Here is a 19,211-nt window from a genome sequence, read left to right on the forward strand (position 1 = left end):
GCACTTCAGGTCAACCAGGCACCATGAAGTTAATGGTGCTACTTTCACTAGCACCATGCTGTTGAGACTGAACACCGCGGACAGCCGGCCCCTGCACGAGCAGGTCGCGGGTGCGATCCGGCGCGCCATCGCCGAGGGCGAATGCGGTCCAGGAGACCGCCTGCCTCCGGCGCGGGACCTTTCCCGGGCCTTGGGCGTCAACGTCAACACCGTTCTGCGGGGCCTGCGGGCACTACGCGACCAGGGGGTTCTCGAGTTCCGGCGGGGTCGCGGTGTGACCGTCGCCGCCGCGGCGGACGAGCGCTCGGACCTGCTGGATCGCGTCGGTGGCCTGGTGGCCGACGCGGAGCGCCTGGGATACAGCAAGGCCGACCTCATCGAGATGATCAGGGGGATTACATGAAGGAACGCACGGGCCGAGGGAGCGGTGCGACGTGGGGCGTCGTCGGCTGGAGCACCGCGGTACTGATGCTCCTCATCGCCATGCCTCTTGCTGCGAGCGGGCGGCTGCCGGAGCGACTGGCCACACACTGGGGCGGTTCAGGGGAACCCGACAGCTCCATGCCCCTGTGGGCCGCCGCGCTCTACCCGGCGCTCATCTGGTCCGTCCTGGCGCCGGCCGTGCTGCTCGGCCGACGGCGGGCGAACGGCGGAGCGAGCGGCGTCGTGCGTGACTGGTCCGGCGTCACGCTGCTGTCCGGAGGAGTCTTCCTGGTCGGCGGGCAGGCCTCGGTCGTGCGGGCCAACCTGGACCGCTCCGACTGGCGCGAGGCCGACTCCGTGGCGGGCTGGCTCGTGGGCATCGTCGTCGTCGCGGTCACCACGGGCCTGGTCACCCGGCTGGCCGGCGGCGGAACCACCGCCGCTCGGGCGGAGGCGACGGACCGCCCGCGCATGGACCTCCCTGCGCATCAGCGACTCGTATGGCTTTCCCGGACCTCGAACCCCTGGCTTCACGCCGTCGCGGCATGCACCGGGCTCGTGGCCCTGGGCGCCGTCGTCGCCGCGGTCGGCGGTCTGACGGGTCTGCACTGGGCGCTGATCGCGCCCTTCGCGATGACCTCGCTCGTGGTCCTGGGCTGCGCCTCGGTGCAGACGACGGTCAGCGAAGAGGGGCTGAAGGTGTCGTTCGGCCCGTTCGGCCGGCCGGCGCGCCGCTGGGCCCTTGCGGACATCGAGTCGGCCCGCGCCGAGAACCGCACGCCGGCGCAGGTGGGCGGATGGGGGTACCGGTTGAGCGGACTCGGGACCACCGTCATGCTGCGCAGTGGCGAATGCCTGGTCATACGTTCCAAAGGCAGGGACTTCGCCGTGAGCGTCGACGACGCCGCACGCGGCGCCGCGCTCCTGACTGCCCTGGCCGAGAGGAACACGGACGCGCGCCTCTAGGGCGTGCCACGGAGAGGGCGACCCTCGGCCCGCAACCGAAGCGCCGTCGCGGTCCAGGGGGACGCTCGCTCGCGGCACCGGCGTACGTGCCACCGAGTGAACGCCCCCACCCGGCGCGGGACTCACACCCCGGAATGCGACGCCGACGCGTGATTCCTGCGCATCGAAACGGGCGTGGTCCAGCCCCACTCGTCGTCAAAAGACATATTCGACTCCCCCGTTGCCTTGCTCGGACTGACCGCTTTGCGCGCGTCACGCTACACAGGTCGGCACCGAAGGGCTACGGATCATGGATCATGGGTGGGCATCCTTGATGTGTCCTACAAGGGAAGCTGTCGTTTCCGACGAGCGATGTCGGCCAAGGAGGGCGCGCCACTCGCCCGTTCGAGTGATGGGATCCCGTTCGAGGCAGGTCTGAGCGCCCCGGCTTGTTCGATGCACAAGCGGCCCGACGCCCGCCTACCCGTCCAGTCCTCCCCCGCGTGCACTGCCGCGCCATCCGGGCCAGGGTGGCGCCAGGAGGTGATGCGCACATGAGCATCGACGACTTCGGGGGCGGCCAGTCACCCCATTCCGACATCCTGGTCGTCACCACCAACGACGTCCCCGGCCACCAGGTACAGCAAGTCATCGGCGAGGTGTTCGGACTCACCGTGCGCTCCCGCCACCTCGGCAGCCAGATCGGGGCCGGGCTCAAATCGATGATCGGCGGCGAGCTGAAGGGGCTGACCAAGACGCTGGTCGAGACCCGCAACCAGGCCATGGAACGGCTGACCGAACAAGCACGCGCACGTGGCGCCAATGCCGTACTCGCGTTCCGCTTCGACGTCACAGAAGCCGCCGATGTGGGCACGGAGGTGTGTGCGTACGGCACAGCCGTGATCGTGGCACGGACCTAGCTAGCGGCCGCGACCTCCGGCCCTAGACGGGAATGAAGGGGGTCGCGAGGAAGGCGGCGAAGGCGCCCAGCGCGATGCCGCCCGCCAGCAGGAGGAGGATCGTCTGCCCCCACCGGCCCTTGCCGTCGGCGCGGACCACCTTACTGGGGTCGCTCGGGTCGTAGCTGATCTCGATCCGGAGCCGGCCGCTCGTGTCGTAGTACGTCCGCGTGTTGCCGTTCAGGTCCGCGTACAGGTAGAGGCTCGGCTCCGAGGCGATGTGGGCGTAGTCCGCCGTCACCGTGATGCCGTGACGGGGCAGCCGCCAGCGCTCGGCCACGGTCGGGAACAACAGCGCGACCGCGCCCGCGAAGGGGAAGGCGACACCGCCCGTCAGCCAGACGAAGATCATCAGGACGGGGTGCACGGCGAGCGAGACGACCACGCTCATCACGGCGATCGCCAGGACCGAGACCAGCACGAAGCGCTTGACCCGCCGCCCGAGGGCCTCTCGCGGAGTCTCGGGCTCCCGCTCGGCGGGGCCGGTGGTGACGAGGGTGGAGCCGTCCACCGTGGCACCGTCCTCCGGGGCCGGCGGAAGCGCGGCGTTCACGGCCTGGGCGAAGGCGCCGGCGGCGGCCTCGCTGACGCCGTCGATCCGATGGACGGTCGGCTCGGTCCCGGAAGGTGCCGTGAGCCTGACCTCGACGGCGCGCCGGTCCGCGCGGACGAGCGCGACCGCCGAGAGAGGGATGCGGTACTCCCGGTCCCCTCGGCGCAGGATCAACCCGTCGTCACTGACGCGCAGATCGGTGTTCCGGCCGCCGCGCAACACGGGTATGGAAGGCGTGATCGACATGACCGGATCCTATGTACACACGGCATGTCCGCAAAGCCCCCACACTCCCTTCACCAGGCATGAGGGCGCCGTCGCCACACGCCCAGTCGGCCCGCCGCATCCTCGCCCCGTGGGCACGGTCGGGAACCGGCGGCCAGGACCTTCCCCCGGGATCCGCGGTGACCCGGCCACCTCGAGTGACGCCGTCCGGGCACGGGGCGTCGGCCGGCGGCCGACGTCACCGCCCCGAAGACGGGAGCCCGCCCCGGGCGGGCCCCTCCGGTCAGCGGCCTACGACGCGGCTGCCGCTCTCGACATCACCACCCTGTGCGCGTCGCGCAGCAGGTCGGGGGCGAGCCGGCGGTGAACCGGCGACAGCCGTGACCAGATGCGCCGCCCCATCGGCCGGTGGTAGCGGATGATCGTGGCCAACGACACCTGGGCGTCCTCGACCCGGATGACGAGGTTGCCGGTCATCATGCGGGAGTGGGCCTCCAGAGTGACCCACCCTTCGCGACTGCGGGCGACCTTCCATCCCGCCACGCGGTCGGGCGCCACGCCCCGCTTCAGGCGCAGGCCGAGCAGGACCCGCCAGATGAACTGGCCCTGAATTCCGGCGACGTCCTCGAACGCCGCACGGGCCCACTGCTCCGGCGACCGGTGCGCGGCCGCATGGGTCTCCAGGGTGAAGAGGTCGAGGTAGTCGGGATCACCGATGGAACTGAGATCACGCACAGCCCGGGGGACGGTGGACTGTTCACGAACGGTCAATTGGGGCTTCTTGTCGGCTGACGACACCGTGGTCCTCCTCAATGCACCCATTCCGAGCCCTTGTTGGGGCAGGGTCGAACCCAACGTAACATACATACATGTACGTATGTCAGTGGGTGGTGCCGGGGCCTCGCGGGCGTGTGCGGCAAGCCGCCGCCGTGGCCGTCAGGGTCCGTGACAGGTTCTCGGCCTGCCCCTTGACCTCATGCGCGGCCCCTTCGGTGGGGGAGGCACGGTCCGGGCCGTCGTGGAGCGGGACCAGTAGCTGCCCACGCAGGGTGTGCCGGCGCGCCATCAGCACGGCGTGCCAGTGCGGTGCCGCCGCGTCCCGGTCCGCAAGGAGCGGCTCGCTCAGCTTCGCCTTCCCGGCCGTAGCGGTTGTGTTCGGGGCGGAGGTGGTGCTGCGCCCCTTTCACGCGCCATCGGAACCGAAGGGCAAGCCGGCGCGAGCAGGTGCCACCGGAGCTACTGACGACGAGGGACAACCCGCTCCGTCCCGTGTCGTATCCGCACGCCCTGCCTATTGGCACCCCTCCGAGGGTTTGGGGTAATGGCCCGATGACCGAATCTCGGGACGGACGCCCGGACCCGGTACGCAAACCATCCGGCAAGCCTCCATGGACCCTCAGCGGGTGCTCCTCGATGGCAGCAGGCATCGCCGTCGTTTTCCCGTTCGTGATCGCCGGCGGCATCGAACAGGGAACGACTCCCTGGTACATGGCACCGCTCGCGGTCCTGGCTCCCCTGAGCCTGATCCGTGCTGTCGGTGTCGACCGGAACCTGGGAAAGCGGGTGACGTCCCACGTACTGGCCGGCCTCACTGAGCGGAAGCCCACGGGCGACCGCGACTACGTCCTGTACCTCCGGTCCTTCCTGGTCGACAGCGACCTGAACGATACGGATCGGCCCGGTGGCGCGAACCTCCTGACCTCCCTGGCCAGCACCTTCGGGCATCGCGATCCCGCGCTTCTCGACGGCACCTGGGAAGCCCGTCTCGCCGACCTGTTCCGGCGCTTCGGCCACGTCGTGGCCGTCGGCCGCCCGGGCGAGCCCCTCCCGCTCCCGGGAGCCCAGCGGTTCTATCTGCCGCCGAAGGGCGAGGTCTGGAAGGAAGTGGTGGGCAAGGCCATCCGCCGGGCACGGCTCGTGGTCATCGTCGCCGCCGTCGGCCGGGAGTCCCGCAGCGCGGAAGGCACTCTGTGGGAGTACACCGAAGCCGTACGAGCGCTCCCGCCGTCCCGCGTCGTCCTGGTCGCCTGTGGTGGGCGCGACGCGTACGAACGCTTCCGTCATGAGGCCGCCGAGTACTTCCCGACAAGGGCGGCCGAGTTGCGCGAGGCCAAGGAAGAACTGCCACCGCCGCCGAAGCTCCCGGACTGGCCGGAGGCCCGGCGGCCTTCGAAGCTGAAGCAGGACTTTCCGCTACGCGGAGTCGTTCAGTTCGGCCCACACTGGAACGCGGACTTCGTGCACTTCGACCCCAGTGCGGAACGGGGCGTGACGCCGTACGCACGCTGGCGCCGGACCGTACGGTCGCAGGTCGACCCCTGGATGGACGCGTGCGAGCAGCGGTTGCCCGGACAGGCCGTGTACCCCACGCGCATCCGCTGGCACTGGCAGAGCAGGGCTGTCGTGACCCTGGTGTGCGGTGGGGCGGCAGTCTTCGCCTCCCTACGGTGGGACGGCCTTCTGGTGTCGCAGAGGCTCGGGCTGCTCGTGGGGCTGGTCTTCGTGCTCGCCGCTCTGGCGCGGCTGGCCGCCATGAACCGGAGCATGAGCCGCTCCGGCGTGGAGGTGCGGCTCCCGGAGATGGAGGGGGCAGCCCTGACAAAAGGCGGGCCCGTGGATTCCCGCACAACGCGGTTCCTCGTCATGGAGCACGTGATCCGGTGGCCCGGCCGCTACGGCATCGGGATCTCCCGCATCCGATCACACCTGGATGAGGACGCGAGGCACATCGATCCCCCTCACCGCGCGCTGTGGCGCGGCGTCCGCACCCGGAAAGCAGTGCTGGACCCGATCCACACCGTACGGCAGTGGCCGGTGGGTCTTGTCCTGCGCAGCCGTACGGTGGGTGTCGTACAGATGGAGAAGGACGCCGACATGACGAGCCGGCATTTCGGCCTGCGGGCTCTCGTCCGGTTCAGCGGCGTGCCCAGCACGGTCGTCGGCACCACCATAGGCGTGTTCCGGGTGCAAACTGCCGGCCAGATGCTCGTCATGGCGCTGCTCGGCCTTGTCTCGACATCGTGGTTCGGGGTCCGGGCAGGCAGCGACCTCGCCCGGAAGAGGCGACTGCGGCTCAACCCGCGCCTCCCCGAGGACCTGCTCCGGGAGCCCTGCGTCGTGTACCTCCGCCCTCAACCCGAGGACACCCTGCCTGAGTCCCCCTGGCAAGGTCCCTTGGACGTCGATCTCCACATGGTCTTCGACAAACCGGCGTTGTTCAGGGTCGGGCATGTACCGCCCTCATCGCCACCCAGCCGCCTGGCCCGACTGCCCCTTCCCCCGGACGACTGGAAAAGCGCGCTCAGCGCGGCCCTCCCCAAGTGCTGGCTGGCCGTCATCCCCGCCAGCGGCACCGCCCCCGGCACCCTCTGGCAGCTGACCGAAGCCGTACGCCTCCTTCCGCCCTCCCGACTGCTCCTTCTCCTCCTCACGCGCGAAGGCGCCGACGAGGACTATTTCCGCTTCCGCCAGGCCGCCGAGAGGGCATTCCAGGAGTACAGCGCTTCGCTTCCCGAGTCCGACCGGGCGGCCTGCTGTCCTCCGCGCCTCCCCCTGCGGCTACCGCCCCCCGCACCGCCGGGGCACCGGGAGGCGGCTCTGCGCGGCGCGATCCATTTCGCGGACGACTGGACGCCGACCGTCCTGAGCTTCAGCCCCGTGGACATCGCCGCCGGTGAAGTCCCCAGGCGGGACCAGCTTTTGCGCATACGGGCGGAACTGCGGCCGATCTTCGATCGGCTGATCCGTGAAAGCGAACAGCAGGCCCGCCGTGGTGAGTCCACACCCGGTGCGGGTCCCGGGGCGTAGTGCCGCGACCTCGATGGTGCCGGGTCAGGAGGTGAGACCGCCGCGGCGGTGCCGTGGTCGGTTCGGCAGACGGTCGCCGACACGTTTCGCAACGACGAAACACAAAGGCAAGGAGGGAAACCCACTCCTTGCCACTCTCAACGTATAGCGCACCGGGGGCCTTGCGGCAAGGCCCCCCTCGTGCCGCAGAATCTCCGGCCTGAGCAAGTGACCTGCGGAAACGGGGATGGTTCTGATGATGGACGTGATCATTGCCGGTGGCGGTCCGACCGGGCTGATGCTGGCGGGCGAGCTGCGGCTGCACGGTGTGCGCGTGGTCGTGCTGGAGAGGCTGACCGAGCCCACCGGGCAGTCCCGCGGGCGGGGTCTGCACACGCGGAGCGTGGAGATCTTGGATCAGCGCGGCCTGCTGGACCGGTTCGCCGCGGTCAGTGAGAGGTTCCAGGCCGGTGGTCTGTTCGGCGGCGTCATGAAGCCGTGGCCCGACCGGTTGGACACGGCCCACCCGTACGGCCTCGCCACCCCGCAGCCGGTCACCGAGCGGCTGCTCGACGAGCGCGCCCGCGAACTCGGTGCCGAGATCCGGCGCGGCCGCGAAGTGGTCGGGCTGAGCCAGGACGAGGACGGGGTGACCGTCGAGCTGGCTGACGGTACGGAGCTGCGTGCGCGGTACCTCGTCGGCTGCGACGGCGGCCGCAGCACGGTGCGCAAGCTGCTCGGCGTCGGATTCCCCGGCGAGCCCGCCACGGTCGAGACGATGCTGGGCGATATGGAGGTGGCGGAGGACCCGGAGAGGATCGCCGCCGTCGTCGAGGAAGTACGCCGGACCGAACTGCGCTTCGGGGCCCTCCGCGACGTGGACGGGAACGAGGGGGTCTACCGCCTCATCGTGCCCGCCGAGGGGGTGGCCGAGGACCGCACGGTGCCGCCGACCCTCGAGGAGTTCAAGGAGCGGCTGCGGGCCGTCGCGGGCACCGACTTCGGCGCGCACTCACCGCGCTGGCTCTCCCGGTTCGGCGACGCCACCCGGCAGGCCGAGCGCTACCGGGTCGGGCGGGTGCTGCTGGCCGGCGACGCGGCGCACATCCATCCGCCGACCGGCGGGCAAGGGCTCAACCTCGGTGTGCAGGACGCGTTCAACCTCGGCTGGAAGCTGGCGGCCGCGGTCGGCGGCTGGGCTCCGGAGGGGCTGCTGGACAGCTACCACACCGAACGGTACCCGGTGGGCACCGGCGTACTGGAGAACACCCGCGCGCAGATGACGCTGTTGGGGACGGATCCGGGTGCGGTCGCGCTGCGGAAGCTGTTTTCGAGGCTGATGGACTTCGAGGAGGTGAATCGCTACGTGACGGGGATGACCACCGCGGTCGAGGTCCGCTACGACTTCGGCGAGGGCCACGAGTTGCTCGGTCGGCGGATGCGGGACGTGCGGCTGAAGCGGGGGCGCCTCTACGAGCGGATGCACGGCGGCCGTGGACTGCTGCTCGACCGGACCGGCCGGCTCTCGGTCGAGGGCTGGGAGGGCCGGGTCGACCACGTCGTGGACGCCGGCGGGGAACTGGACGTGCCCGCGGTTCTGCTGCGGCCGGACGGCCATGTGGCGTGGGTCGGCGAGGATCAGCAGGATCTGCTCGGCAGCCTGCCGAAGTGGTTCGGCGAGGCCGCAGGCTGAGCATGTGTCGCGGCGTACGGCCGCACACCCGCAGTGGGAGGAGGGCTTCAGCGGACCCGACCGGCATGCGGGGGGCGCGGCGCGGCAGGGAGCGGCCCCTGCTCCGAGGACGGGCAGGGGCCGCCGTGGCCGCACAGCCACTCGGCAACCGCGCGGCCGGGGCACATGGTCACAGGGTGTCGATGGACCACCAGACCTTGTCGACGTTGCTGTTCGGCTCGAGCACGACGACCTCTCCCAGGCCGGCGCCGTAGTAGGGCGTCATGATCTGGCGGGCGGAACGGCTGAAGATCTTGTAGGCACCGTCGAAGGGTCGCTGGATCAGGTCCCATTGGTATTCGAGACCGGTGCCACAGGTCCCCTCGGTGACACGCGGCTTGTTCGCCCACGGAGCGCCCGGCTTGAGGCACATCCCGGTCTTGGTGTTGCGAATGATGTACGAGACGCCGGAGATGTGCTCGAACTCCCACTGGTCGGCGCCCAGGGTGGAACCGCGGTCCCAGACGTAGTGCACCCAGCCGTCCTGGAAGCCGTCGCCCCAGTTGTGCGGGAGCAGGCTGCCACCGGTCTTGAGGTTGACGATGTGGGCCAGCGGGCCCCGCTCGTCGGCCGTGGCGGCGCTCGCGGCACCGGCGAGCAGCGTGCCCAGCAGACCGAGGACGAGGACGAGCCGGGTCAGGATGTGTCGCATGTGAACCCCTCCGTGCAGTGAGCAGAATTCTGCTGACTTACTCTCAGGCGCCGGGGCCGGAGAGCCTTGACGTGGTTCGTGATGAGCCGGTCAGCGCCCTGCGGACAGCAGACGACTCGGTCACTGAAGGTAGCCGTGCCGTAACGGTTCGCCATTTTCCGCCGTGGCGTTTCACGCCATCAGGCGAACAGACCGGCCCAAACAAGGCCTTGAAGCGCCGGCCGCCCGGCGTGCCGAGGTGTGTGCACCTGTGAGACCCGGTGTGCCCTCAGCGTCGGGGCGCCGGGTGCGGGCGGTGCGTTTCACCAGTCGTTGTGACGGCGTGCGCGGGCGTGCGCGACGGCGTCGCGGAGGTGCACGAGGGCATGCCCGAGCGGGCGGCGGCGCACGACGTCCCCGCCGGGCCTCCTCCCGACCGCCGGTCCGTCACCGGTCCGTCACTGGTCCATGCGCAGCTCGACGTGAGGGGCGCAGAACGGGCAGCCTTCGACGTCCTCGGCCAGGAGGCGGCGGGCGTCGGTCCGGCTGATCTCGCGTTCCCGCCCTTTACTGAGCGGGCAGGTGCCGGCATGGATGCGGTAGGGGCCGCCACCGACGCGGGACAGCTCGATCTTCCATTCCGGGGGCGGGGGCGGCTCACGCAGGCGCCGCATGGCGGCTTCCTGCCTCTCCGCCTCGTCGGCGTCCCGCCGGACGCGATCAAGCAGCCACGCCAGGTACTCCTCCACGGCACGGAGCTTCTGGGAGCGGGACAGCCTTTCGGTCATACGTTCGATTCTAGCCATCGAAAGCCGTCGCGGGTCCCCCTGACCGGGCGACATCCCACCTGCAGGCGCCTTGCAACCTGTACCCAGGTACAGGTTTATCGTCGGATATGTCCCCGCCGCTCCAGGCGGCGGGACCGAGGACGGGAGCAGGCCATGACGAGCTGGGCACCGCGAGCATGCACGCTGCCCCCGGCCGAGCAGCCGATGCGGGTCGCGGAATTCGACGCGCTGTTCGCCGAGCGGCTCACCGGCTCGGCACGGCTCGACCCGCTCCGGCTGGAGATCGTTCTCGCCGGCGGCCCAGGAGTGGAGGAGGCGGTGCGCGACCTGGTGGCCCGCGAAGACGACTGCTGCTCCTTCTTCACGCTCACCGTCCACCCGGGCCCGGAGCGGCTCCGCCTGGAGGTCGAGGTCGACGGAGCACACGAGGACGTGCTGGACGCATTCCACGCCCGTGCCACGGAGGCCGCCGGCCGGGACCTGCCGTGAGCGGCGGAGGTCTGCGCAGCGGGCAGGTCGCGCGAGCGGCCGGGGTGAACATCCAGACGCTGCGCTACTACGAGCGGCGGGGTCTGCTCGCCGAGCCCGACCGCAGCCCCGGGGGCCACCGCCTCTACGACCCGGAAGTGGTCACCGCCCTGCGGGTGATCAAGGCCGCCCAGCGCCTCGGCTTCACTCTGGAGGAAGTCGCAGAGCTCCTCGAGGCAGGCCGCCACCGGCACGGCCGCCCCGTTCCCGGGCTCCGGGAGCGCGCCGCGGCCAAGCTCGCCGAGGTCGAGGCGAAGATCGCCGACCTGACCACCATGCGTTCGGCCCTCGCAGCCGCCGTCGAGGCCGGCTGCGACGACCTGAGCGGCTGCGCTTCCAGCGCCTGCTGCCCCATCCCCTTCAGCGGTCTCGCGGGGGAGAGCCGCGAAGCCGGGCCCGGCCGACGGCCCCCGCCCGCGAGGTGATCAAGCGGGCGGGAGCGTCAGCGCGGCGAGTTCTCCGAGGACTCGCGCCGCCGGCGCGGGGTCGACCAGCCACTTGAGGTGACTGCTCTCGAGCGTACGGACGTCGTACGGGTTGTCCGGGGTCAGCGCGTTGCCCTCGCGGATCAGCCGGTCCTGCAGGGCGAGCGGCAGGCTCGCGTCGCCCGCCAGCCGCACATAGGTCTTCGGGATGCGTCCCCAGGTCTCCGCCTGTGCCCGGTCCGCCGAGGTGCCGACGTCCAGGTTCTCGTCGGGCTGGAAGGTGTTCAGGAAGGTCAGGAACTCGTCATCGGTGCCGTCGGCGAAGAACGCCGCCTTGAACGCCGCGAGCGCGTCCGGGTCCGCGGTGCGGAAGTTGGTGCGCAACAGCCCGAGCTCGGCCGGGTTCCCGGCCAATGCCAGAGCCAGCGAGGCGACGTCGACCGTGGCCATCTCCGGCTCGGCGTAGTAGTCGCTGACGTCCAGATCGACCGGACACCAGGCCGAGACGTACACGATGCGGTCGATCAGGTCGGGCCGCGCGTTGGCCGCCGCGGTGGCCGTGACGCCGCCGCGGCTGTGCGACACGAGAATCACCGGACCGTTCCGCTTGGCCCGTTCCAGAATGCCGATCAGGTGCGCGGCATTGTCCGCGAGCGTGACGCCCTTGATCGAGCCGGGCGTGGTGGCGAGCCCTTCGAGGTCCTGCGGTGCCTGATAGGCACGCGGGTAGGTTGCCGAGAAGCCATGACCGGGCAGGTCGACAGCGACCGAACGGTGCCCGAGGAGGCCGAGTTCGGCCTGGAGCGGCGCGAAGGAGAAGGAGTTCGCGAAGGCTCCATGAACCAGTATGAACGTCGGTTGCATCTGTCTGCTCACTTTCTCGCCCGCGCGGCGCCGGCGAGGCATCACCCTACTCAGCGAAGATCATCGGCACTACTGGAACGAACGCTTCCCATGGGGCACTTGGCGACCCACGCGCACCGCCCCCGATGCCTGGCGTGAGGACGGGGGAACCAGGCGTGGAGAGCCCCCGTCGAAGTTCCCCGGCCCCAGGGCGTGTCGATCGGTCGAGCAGCGCCCTGATCACTGCACCATCATGCCGAGCCGTCCCGCACGGAGCCGGGCCAGGACGCGGCCGCGCTCCCGTGGGCGGAGGAAGTCGGAAGGGAACGAAGCGCGCATGAACAAGACCAGGCTGGTGTCCAGGCTCACCACGGCCACGGCCCTCGCGGTGGTACTCGGGCTCGGTACGACCCCGAGCGCCGGGGCGGCGGGCGCGGACGAGACGGGCGGCCGGCGGGCCCATGTCAGCCGTACGGCCCTGGACGGCGGCTGGGCGGGCGAGGGCGGACTGTCGCTCAACGCCGCGGACAACGCCCGTGTCGACGCCTTCATCAAGCAGGCCAGGGAGGCCGAGCGGGAGATCAGCCCGCACGTACGGGCGGCGGCCGTCCTCAGCGAGGCAGAGCTGGTCGGATTCGAGCAGCGGCTGAAGTCCCCCGACTCGCTGAAACGCAAGGTGGCCACCTCGCTGAAGGAACACCCCGGCCAGCACGTGAACGAAGCCCTGGCCGGGATCAACGACTCGGTGCGCTACACGTTCCTGTGGTCGGACCGGCACTACAGCGTCGGGGTCACGCTGGCGTCACGCCTGCTGTTCTCCTGGGACAACGAAACGGTCAAGTGGTCCAACACCTGGGGCCGCGGGAGCGGCTACAAGGCGGTCAACTCCGCCTGGCGCTCCGCGGCCTCGCGTCATGTCTTCGAGATCCAGTTCCACACACCGGCCGGCAAGTACGCCCAGGAGGCGACGCACAAGCTGTACGAGGAGCAGCGCCTGCCGAGCACCAGCCCGGAGCGGGCCCGGGAGCTCCAGCGGCAGCAGGACGCGATCTTCGCAGCGGTGCCGGTCCCGCCCGGCTCCCCTCAGCTGGCGCCCCCGACCCGCCTTCCCGTCCCGGCGGGCCGCTGAGCACCCCGGCCGGACGGAGGGACGCGGCTCACGTCAGCCGCCGACCCCGGGCACCCAGTAGTTGTGCACGGGAAGGATCCGGGGGGAGCCCTCCGTCGCCGGCCAGCCCTGAGCGGCGGCGACCGGCATCATCTTCTGCACGAACGTGTTCATCTGCTGCTCGGTCTCCCACACGTCGAAGATCTCCAGACCACCGTCGGTCGGAACGCACGCATGGGACACACAGCCGTCGAAGATGTCGGGGATGTCCTGGAGCTCGGCGTTGAACGCGTCGTACTGGTCCGTCGTGATACCAGGCAGGACGGCGTGGACGAAGACCGCCATGGCGGGACCTCCTCATGAGCGGGGCAGGGACGGATCCGCCGCCCCGGTGGCGGCGTCGCCCCAACAGCCAATAGACCACGTCCGCCCGCCGACGGCATCCGATGACCGCACCCGTATGAAGGTCCGGGTCTCGAAGCACCGATGCCTCGCGCTGTGCGCCCCGGCGGTTTCACGCTCCCGGCGGCCTCGGAAGCGGTGGGGGTGACACGACTCCGGCCCCCCGCACCGGCGGGGTAGGGTGGCACCCATGGGAAACACACGTTCGACGGGCCCCACGGGCTTCGTGTAGCCCGCCAGGAGATACCTGGTGGTGGCACGCGAACGGAGTCATGTGTCACGCACCGCCCACCATCTTCGCCCTGCACACGCCCGGAGTGCACCCGGCCGCCCACCACGGAGCCTGTGGCATTCGGTGGTTCTCCGCGACCTCGGGTACAGCGCCCGTGGTTTCAGCGACGCCGCACGGGAGTCCAGAAGGCCCCAACCGCGTCCGGTCCGCCGCACGGTCGAGGTCTACTCGTTCGCCCGGCACCAGCGGGACCCTTCTGTCGCCCAGTGGTCCAAGGTGGAGGAGCGCCGGGCCCGGCAGCGCCTGCGTTCGCAAGTGGGGAGGCTCCTCGGGCTGGTGAACCCCACCGCCGACGGGCTCGCGCTCGATGCCGCGGACACCGTGGACGTACCGCCGGCACGTCATCGGCGCGGTTCGCTCTGGCTCGCGTAGCCGGCGAACCGCGCGGCTACCCTGGCGCCATGACGATGTGCGAGCCCGTTTCCGTAAGCGTCGACGCGATGATCGAGGACCTCAGGACATTGGTCGAGGTCGAGTCCCCGTCGCGTGACGCCGACGCCCTGACGGTGTCGGCGAAGGCCGTCGCCGGTGTGATCGAGAACCGCCTCGGTGGCCAGGCCCGCCTCGTCGCGAGCGAAGCGGGGCCGCATGTCCACTGGTGCGCCGGTGGCGAGCCGAGAGTGCTGATCCTCGGGCACCACGACACGGTGTTTCCGCTCGGTACCCTCGCACGCCGGCCGTTCACGGTCGAGGACGGCCGTGCCACCGGCCCCGGCGTGTTCGACATGCTGGGCGGTCTTGTGCAGGCCATTCACGGAGTGGCGCTGCTCGAGGACCGGTCGGGCGTGGAGATTCTCGTGACCTGTGACGAAGAGGTCGGTTCGCGCGCCTCGCGCGGTCTCGTCGAGGAGAGGGCCCTCGCCTGCGGTGCGGTGCTCGTGTGCGAGGGCGCGGCCGAGAACGGCGCCCTGAAGACGGGCCGCAAGGGCTGCGGCACCTTCGAAGTCACTGTCACGGGCCGCGCGGCGCATGCCGGCCTGGAGCCGGAAGCCGGGGTGAACGCCCTGGTCGAAGCGTCGCACCAGGTGCTGGCCATCGCCGCACTCAACAGACCCGAAGCCGGTACCACCGTCACCCCGACGATCGCGTCGGCGGGCACGTCGAGCAACGTCGTGCCCGCGGAGGCGACGGTCGTCGTCGACGTCAGGGTGGAGACGGCGGACGAACAGCGCCGCATCGAGTCCGCGTTCGCGGCGCTGACCGCGCGCCTCGACGGGGCAGAGGTGTCGGTCCGGGGAGGCATCGGCCGCCCTCCGATGCCGGAGTCGGCATCGGCCGGCCTGTTCGCGCTGGCGCGCCGGGTGAGTCCCGGTATCGAGGGCAGGGCCGTAGGCGGCGGAAGCGACGGCAACTTCACCGCGGCTCTCGGAGTGCCGACGCTCGACGGCCTGGGCGCGGTCGGCGGCGGAGCGCACGCCGACCACGAGTACTTGCTGATCGACGCCATGGCCGGGCGGGCGAGCCTTGTCGCCGGCCTCGTGCACGCGATCCGCGGCTCGTAGAGAAATAAGTCCCCGCGGAGGGACCTTCGGCGGACGCCTGTCGACCCCCGGAGCGTGTTACCGGCGGTCATTCGTACGGGCCGTCTGATTCCGCGCGGCCGCGTGTCTCAAATCGTAGGACGAGGCGGCGGGACAGGCGGTGAGATATGCCACAGGACTAGTAGTTAAAACGTATACGAACCTTCGGCGAGTGTCGGCAAGTCACCCTCGCCCGGGGACGGGTCGGACGAATTGTTTCGGCCCCGCCGGCGCGCACGGAAACGCCGCAGGGGGCGCAGATTCCGGGGATGGCGGGCGGCGGGGGGATGTCTTTCAGGTCATCTCGCACCTGTCCTCCACCGCCCGGCCGAACCGACGCGTGAGCAACAGAACCGAACCATCGCGCCCATCAACCGCGTGGACAAGCTGCACATACAGCACATGTCGCTCGATTGGCTGCGCTTTGCGCCCGCTGTATGTTTCGAGGTGCAACAAACCGAGCGCTGTGTCAGCGAGAGGGAGACCCCCCATGAACGACGCCTCGCGTCAGCAGAGTTGGAAGATCCGGACGGAATTACCCGTCGAGTACGAGATAGTCGAATCCCATGGGCTGCTGAAGCCGGAAAACCCGGAACTCCTCACCATTCCCGGTGGCGGCCGCGGGTCGGGAACCCGACTTGTCATCCTCGACCATTCCGTCGACGAGTTGTACGGCGCCGAAGTTCGCGCCTATTTCTCGACGAATGAAGTGAAAGTCGATTATCTGACGCTCCCCGGCTCGGAGGAGAACAAGTCCATCGAGCGCGTTCTGGAAGTCGTCAACAAACTCAACGAGGTGGGCACCAACCGGCTCAGCTCGCCACCGATCGTCATCGGCGGCGGCGTCGTGGCCGACGTCGTGGGGCTCGCCGCGAGCCTCTACCGGCGCGGCATCCCGTTCGTCCGGGTACCCACCACCCTCCTCGGTCAGGTCGACGTCAGCGTCGCCGCCAAGTCGGGGATCAATTACGGCGGATATCGCAACCGGCTCGGTGCCTACACGCCTCCCCCGCGGACCCTGATCGACCGCTCCTTCCTCGCCACCGTCCCGGACCGGCAGCTGCGCAACGGCATGGGCGAGATCTTCAAGATGGCTCTGATCAAGGACGTACGACTCTTCGAACTCCTCGAGGAATACGGCGCTGAGCTGATCGAGACGCGCTTCCAGGACCCCGAGCCGGGCAGCGAGGGACTCCCGGGAACCGTGGCCGACGAGGTCATCGGCCGCGCCATCGCGGGAATGGCCGAGGAACTCCAGCCCAATTTGTGGGAGAAGGACCTCAAACGTTCCGTCGACTACGGACACTCCTTCTCGCCGCTGGTCGAGATGCGGGCCCTTCCCGAACTGCTGCACGGCGAGGCCGTGGCCATGGACTGCGTCTTCTCCGCGCTCATCGCCGCCGGCCGGGGCCTGATCGACGGCGACCAGTTCGAGCGCATCGTCGCCGTCGCACGGCGCATGGGCCTCGCACCGTCGCACCCGCTCTTCTGCGACGTCGCACTCGTCCTGGAGGGCCTCGCGGACACCGTGCTGCACCGCGACGGCATGCAGAACCTGCCGATGCTCACCACGATCGGCGAGGTGTGCTTCCTCAACGATGTGACGGAGGCCGAGATCGAGCGTGCCTGCGACGGCATGGGCCGCCTGCTGGGCACGGACGCCGGCCGGCCGGGCCGGCCCGTCGGGGCGGACCGATGAGCGACGGCGCCCCCGATCCGGCCTCGCCGGAGAAGGCGGTCGTGGTCGTCACCGGCGGCAGTGCGGGCATCGGCCGCGCGTCCGCGGTCGCCTTCGCCGAGGCCGGGATGCGCGTCGTCATCGCGGCCCGGAGCGAGGAGCGGGGCGCCGAGGCCGAGCGGGAGATCCTGGAGCGGGGAGGCGAGGCGTACTTCGTCCGCTGCGACGTCACCAGTCCCGCCGAGGTCGAGGGCCTGTTCGCCCGGGCCGTCGAGCGGTACGGCCGGGTCGACTGCGCCTTCAACAACGCCGGGATCCCCGGCGACGGACGTCTCGCCGATCTGACTCCCGAGGACTTCGACCACACCTTCGCCGTGAACACCCGCGGGTTGTGGTTGTGCATGCGCGAGGAACTGCGGATCATGTCCGCGCAGGGCGGCGGCAGCATCGTCAACAACACCTCGGTGCACGGGATCCGGACCGTCTTCCCCGGCATCGGCGCGTACGTCGCCTCCAAGCACGCCGCTGTCGCGCTGACCCGCATGGCGGCCGTCGAGCACGCCCACGAGGGCATCCGCGTCAACGCCGTGGCCCCGGGGCCCATCGAGTCCGACATGCTGGCCGCCTCCGAGGCGGCCGTGGGCGGGGCGACCACGTGGCGAGGCCTGATCCCGTCAGGCGAGATCGGTACCCCGCGCCAGGTGGCCGACGTGGCGCTCTGGCTGTTCTCCGCCTCCTCCTCGTATGTCAACGGGCAAGTCATCGGCGTCGACGGCGGATTCCTCGCGACCTGACGCCCGACGTCCCTCCCCCTGCTCAGTGCAGTGAAGGAACACCATGGAAAGTTTCAGCACCTACGACTACATCGTGGTCGGTGCGGGCGCGGCCGGCAGTGTCGTCGCCGCCCGGCTGAGTGAGGACCCGGGCCGCAGCGTCCTGCTCCTGGAGGCCGGCCCGGCGGACACCGACCCGCGCATCGCCCGGCCCGCGTCCTGGCCGTCGCTGCTCGGCGGCGAGCTGGACTGGCGCTATCGCACCGTCCCCCAGTCCGCCCTCGACGGCAGACGTCTCGCCTGGCCCCGCGGCCGGGTCGTGGGCGGATCCGGCGCCATCAACGCGATGGTCCACATCCGTGGCGCCGCCTCCGACTTCGACGCCTGGCAGCGCTGGGGCGGCGAGACCTGGAACGCCCGCCACTTCCTCCCCCACCTGGAGGCCCTGGACGGCCCCGCCGAAGAGGCGCCGTACGGCAAACTGCCCGTGGCGGAGAACACCGAGCCCCATCCCTTCGCCGCCGCGTTCGTCGAGGCGGCACAGAAATACGGGCTGCCCGGCAACCCCGATTTCAACGCCGGCCGGCAGGAGGGCGTGGGCCTCTACCGCACCACACGCACCGCCGCCGCCCCCGGCGAACCGGCCCGCCGTGGCAACACCGCCCGCACCCATCTGGGGCCCGCCCTCGAACGTCCCAACCTCACGCTCGTGACGGACGCGACCGCGCACGGCCTCCTGCGGGAGGGCGACCGCGTCACGGGCGTTCGCGTCCGGCACCGCGGCGCGCTGACCTCCGTACGGTGCACCACCGAGGTCGTGGTGTGCGCGGGAGCCGTCGCCGCCCCCCAGTTGCTGCTGCTCAGCGGCATGGGTCCGGCCGACGAGCTGGCGGCGCTGGGCATCCCCGTGGCCGTGGACCTGCCGGGTGTCGGCGCCAATCTCCACGACCACGTACAGGTCTCGCTCGCCTACGACACCACCGAGGGCCACCCCGTCGCCGACTTCTCCAATCTCGGCGAGGCCGGCGGCTTCGTGCGCCTGGACGGCTCGGCGGAAGCGCCCGAAATACAGCTGTCGTTCGCCCCCATGAAGGACCTGAACAACGCGGCCCGCCTCGGTCACGGCTTCACCATCGGCCCCGGCGTCACCCGCCCCCTCAGCCGCGGCCGGCTCACCCTGGCCTCCGCCGACCCCGACGCGCATCCCCTGATCGACCCGGCCTACCTCACCCACCCGTCCGACGTCGACGTCCTGGTGGAGGGGGTGCGCATCGCCCGTGACATCGCCGCCACCGACCCGCTGGCCGGCCTGACCACCGGAAGCGCCCCGCTCGGCGCCACGGCCACCCGCCGCGAGCTGGAGGCGTTCGTGCGCGCCAACGCCCAGACACAGTTCCACCCGGTCGGCACCTGCCGGATCGGGCTCGACGGGGACGGCGGTGCGGTCGTCGACCCGAGGCTGCGGGTGCGCGGCACGAGCGGCCTGCGCGTGGCCGACGCCTCCGTCATACCCCACATGATCACCGGCAACATCCACGCGGCCGTGGCCGCCGTCGCCGAACGCGCGGCACGGTTCATCCAAGAAGACAACGCATGAGGC

19 protein-coding genes are annotated in these 19,211 nt (G+C 70.5%); 13 read left to right on the forward strand and 6 right to left on the reverse strand.

From position 1 onward, the window contains the following. Positions 1-55: 55 nt before the first annotated feature. The 3 genes from ACY34K_RS17230 to ACY34K_RS17240 all read left to right on the forward strand — a co-directional run bounded on the left by ACY34K_RS17230 (position 56) and on the right by ACY34K_RS17240 (position 2,288). Positions 56-403: a GntR family transcriptional regulator gene (locus ACY34K_RS17230; protein ID WP_462747888.1), complete on the forward strand. Its 348-nt coding sequence runs from the start codon at positions 56-58 to the stop codon at positions 401-403. After that, positions 400-1,389, forward strand: coding sequence for a DUF1648 domain-containing protein (locus tag ACY34K_RS17235; RefSeq protein WP_462747890.1), 990 nt, complete (start codon positions 400-402; stop codon positions 1,387-1,389). Before ACY34K_RS17230 ends, ACY34K_RS17235 begins: the two co-directional genes overlap by 4 nt. Positions 1,390-1,922: 533 nt before the next feature. Further along, entirely contained in the window at positions 1,923-2,288 is a 366-nt protein-coding gene (locus ACY34K_RS17240) for a YbjQ family protein (protein ID WP_462747891.1), read from the forward strand. Between the two features lie 22 nt (positions 2,289-2,310). On the opposite strand, the gene ACY34K_RS17245 is transcribed toward ACY34K_RS17240, so the two are convergent. Both ACY34K_RS17245 and ACY34K_RS17250 read right to left on the reverse strand, forming a co-directional pair. Next, positions 2,311-3,126 carry a hypothetical protein gene (locus ACY34K_RS17245; protein WP_462747892.1) on the reverse strand — a complete coding sequence of 272 codons (816 nt, stop codon included), beginning with the start codon at positions 3,124-3,126 and terminating at the stop codon, positions 2,311-2,313. A 270-nt stretch (positions 3,127-3,396) separates the two neighbouring features. Continuing rightward, entirely contained in the window at positions 3,397-3,840 is a 444-nt protein-coding gene (locus tag ACY34K_RS17250; protein WP_462747893.1) for a hypothetical protein, read from the reverse strand. 678 nt (positions 3,841-4,518) lie between these two features. Between ACY34K_RS17250 and ACY34K_RS17255 the strand changes: the two genes are divergently transcribed. Beyond that, positions 4,519-6,912 carry a hypothetical protein gene (locus ACY34K_RS17255; RefSeq protein WP_462747895.1) on the forward strand — a complete coding sequence of 798 codons (2,394 nt, stop codon included), beginning with the start codon at positions 4,519-4,521 and terminating at the stop codon, positions 6,910-6,912. A gap of 235 nt (positions 6,913-7,147) precedes the next feature. Beyond that, positions 7,148-8,584 (forward strand): rifampin monooxygenase, encoded by a 1,437-nt coding sequence (gene rox / locus ACY34K_RS17260; RefSeq protein ID WP_462747950.1) that lies wholly within the window; start codon positions 7,148-7,150, stop codon positions 8,582-8,584. A 169-nt stretch (positions 8,585-8,753) separates the two neighbouring features. Here rox and ACY34K_RS17265 read toward each other — a convergent pair whose 3' ends face one another. Together ACY34K_RS17265 and ACY34K_RS17270 are read right to left on the reverse strand one after the other, a co-directional pair. Next, complete coding sequence (locus tag ACY34K_RS17265; protein ID WP_462747896.1) at positions 8,754-9,275, reverse strand: RICIN domain-containing protein; 522 nt, start codon at positions 9,273-9,275, stop codon at positions 8,754-8,756. Between the two features lie 437 nt (positions 9,276-9,712). Then, entirely contained in the window at positions 9,713-10,042 is a 330-nt protein-coding gene (locus tag ACY34K_RS17270) for a DUF6233 domain-containing protein (RefSeq protein WP_462747897.1), read from the reverse strand. A gap of 153 nt (positions 10,043-10,195) precedes the next feature. Between ACY34K_RS17270 and ACY34K_RS17275 the strand changes: the two genes are divergently transcribed. Together ACY34K_RS17275 and ACY34K_RS17280 are read left to right on the forward strand one after the other, a co-directional pair. Continuing rightward, positions 10,196-10,531 carry a hypothetical protein gene (locus ACY34K_RS17275; protein ID WP_462747898.1) on the forward strand — a complete coding sequence of 112 codons (336 nt, stop codon included), beginning with the start codon at positions 10,196-10,198 and terminating at the stop codon, positions 10,529-10,531. Beyond that, a complete protein-coding gene (locus ACY34K_RS17280) occupies positions 10,528-10,995 on the forward strand; it encodes a MerR family transcriptional regulator (protein WP_462747899.1) in 468 nt (155 codons plus the stop codon). Before ACY34K_RS17275 ends, ACY34K_RS17280 begins: the two co-directional genes overlap by 4 nt. On the opposite strand, the gene ACY34K_RS17285 is transcribed toward ACY34K_RS17280, so the two are convergent. Beyond that, positions 10,996-11,859 (reverse strand): alpha/beta fold hydrolase, encoded by an 864-nt coding sequence (locus ACY34K_RS17285; RefSeq protein ID WP_462747900.1) that lies wholly within the window; start codon positions 11,857-11,859, stop codon positions 10,996-10,998. 316 nt (positions 11,860-12,175) lie between these two features. On the opposite strand from ACY34K_RS17285, the gene ACY34K_RS17290 reads away from it, so the two are divergent. Further along, positions 12,176-12,967, forward strand: a complete 792-nt coding sequence (locus tag ACY34K_RS17290; RefSeq protein WP_462747902.1) for an ATP nucleotide 3'-pyrophosphokinase — start codon at positions 12,176-12,178, stop codon at positions 12,965-12,967. 33 nt (positions 12,968-13,000) lie between these two features. Here the strand turns inward: ACY34K_RS17290 and ACY34K_RS17295 are convergent, their stop codons facing one another. Further along, entirely contained in the window at positions 13,001-13,291 is a 291-nt protein-coding gene (locus ACY34K_RS17295; RefSeq protein WP_462747904.1) for a hypothetical protein, read from the reverse strand. A 412-nt stretch (positions 13,292-13,703) separates the two neighbouring features. Here ACY34K_RS17295 and ACY34K_RS17300 point away from each other — a divergent pair, with 412 nt between their 5' ends. The 5 genes from ACY34K_RS17300 (at position 13,704) to ACY34K_RS17320 (ending at position 19,208) form a co-directional block, all read left to right on the forward strand. Then, on the forward strand, positions 13,704-14,012 hold the full coding sequence (locus ACY34K_RS17300) for a hypothetical protein (protein WP_462747906.1): 309 nt from the start codon (positions 13,704-13,706) through the stop codon (positions 14,010-14,012). Positions 14,013-14,041: 29 nt separating this feature from the next. Continuing rightward, the gene (locus ACY34K_RS17305; protein WP_462747908.1) at positions 14,042-15,142 is read left to right on the forward strand and encodes a M20 family metallopeptidase; all 1,101 of its coding nucleotides are present in this window, start codon (positions 14,042-14,044) and stop codon (positions 15,140-15,142) included. A 508-nt stretch (positions 15,143-15,650) separates the two neighbouring features. Further along, a complete protein-coding gene (locus tag ACY34K_RS17310; RefSeq protein WP_462747910.1) occupies positions 15,651-16,859 on the forward strand; it encodes a sedoheptulose 7-phosphate cyclase in 1,209 nt (402 codons plus the stop codon). Next, complete coding sequence (locus ACY34K_RS17315) at positions 16,856-17,632, forward strand: SDR family NAD(P)-dependent oxidoreductase (protein ID WP_462747912.1); 777 nt, start codon at positions 16,856-16,858, stop codon at positions 17,630-17,632. Before ACY34K_RS17310 ends, ACY34K_RS17315 begins: the two co-directional genes overlap by 4 nt. A gap of 43 nt (positions 17,633-17,675) precedes the next feature. After that, positions 17,676-19,208, forward strand: coding sequence for a GMC family oxidoreductase (locus tag ACY34K_RS17320; protein ID WP_462747913.1), 1,533 nt, complete (start codon positions 17,676-17,678; stop codon positions 19,206-19,208). Positions 19,209-19,211 lie beyond the last annotated feature (3 nt).

The sequence above is a fragment of the Streptomyces sp. STAM6 genome, assembly GCF_054963715.1.

Excerpts from the sequence above, each read along its gene's own strand:
- ACY34K_RS17285 (WP_462747900.1), bottom strand. The coding sequence starts at position 11,859 with ATGCAACCGACGTTCATACTGGTTCATGGAGCCTTCGCGAACTCCTTC.
- ACY34K_RS17235 (WP_462747890.1), top strand. The coding sequence starts at position 400 with ATGAAGGAACGCACGGGCCGAGGGAGCGGTGCGACGTGGGGCGTCGTC.
- ACY34K_RS17240 (WP_462747891.1), top strand. The coding sequence starts at position 1,923 with ATGAGCATCGACGACTTCGGGGGCGGCCAGTCACCCCATTCCGACATC.
- ACY34K_RS17270 (WP_462747897.1), bottom strand. The coding sequence starts at position 10,042 with ATGACCGAAAGGCTGTCCCGCTCCCAGAAGCTCCGTGCCGTGGAGGAG.
- ACY34K_RS17230 (WP_462747888.1), top strand. The coding sequence starts at position 56 with ATGCTGTTGAGACTGAACACCGCGGACAGCCGGCCCCTGCACGAGCAG.
- ACY34K_RS17315 (WP_462747912.1), top strand. The coding sequence starts at position 16,856 with ATGAGCGACGGCGCCCCCGATCCGGCCTCGCCGGAGAAGGCGGTCGTG.
- ACY34K_RS17265 (WP_462747896.1), bottom strand. The coding sequence starts at position 9,275 with ATGCGACACATCCTGACCCGGCTCGTCCTCGTCCTCGGTCTGCTGGGC.
- ACY34K_RS17255 (WP_462747895.1), top strand. The coding sequence starts at position 4,519 with ATGGCAGCAGGCATCGCCGTCGTTTTCCCGTTCGTGATCGCCGGCGGC.
- ACY34K_RS17245 (WP_462747892.1), bottom strand. The coding sequence starts at position 3,126 with ATGTCGATCACGCCTTCCATACCCGTGTTGCGCGGCGGCCGGAACACC.
- rox (WP_462747950.1), top strand. The coding sequence starts at position 7,148 with ATGATGGACGTGATCATTGCCGGTGGCGGTCCGACCGGGCTGATGCTG.
- ACY34K_RS17310 (WP_462747910.1), top strand. The coding sequence starts at position 15,651 with ATGAACGACGCCTCGCGTCAGCAGAGTTGGAAGATCCGGACGGAATTA.
- ACY34K_RS17295 (WP_462747904.1), bottom strand. The coding sequence starts at position 13,291 with ATGGCGGTCTTCGTCCACGCCGTCCTGCCTGGTATCACGACGGACCAG.
- ACY34K_RS17305 (WP_462747908.1), top strand. The coding sequence starts at position 14,042 with ATGACGATGTGCGAGCCCGTTTCCGTAAGCGTCGACGCGATGATCGAG.
- ACY34K_RS17275 (WP_462747898.1), top strand. The coding sequence starts at position 10,196 with ATGACGAGCTGGGCACCGCGAGCATGCACGCTGCCCCCGGCCGAGCAG.
- ACY34K_RS17290 (WP_462747902.1), top strand. The coding sequence starts at position 12,176 with ATGAACAAGACCAGGCTGGTGTCCAGGCTCACCACGGCCACGGCCCTC.
- ACY34K_RS17320 (WP_462747913.1), top strand. The coding sequence starts at position 17,676 with ATGGAAAGTTTCAGCACCTACGACTACATCGTGGTCGGTGCGGGCGCG.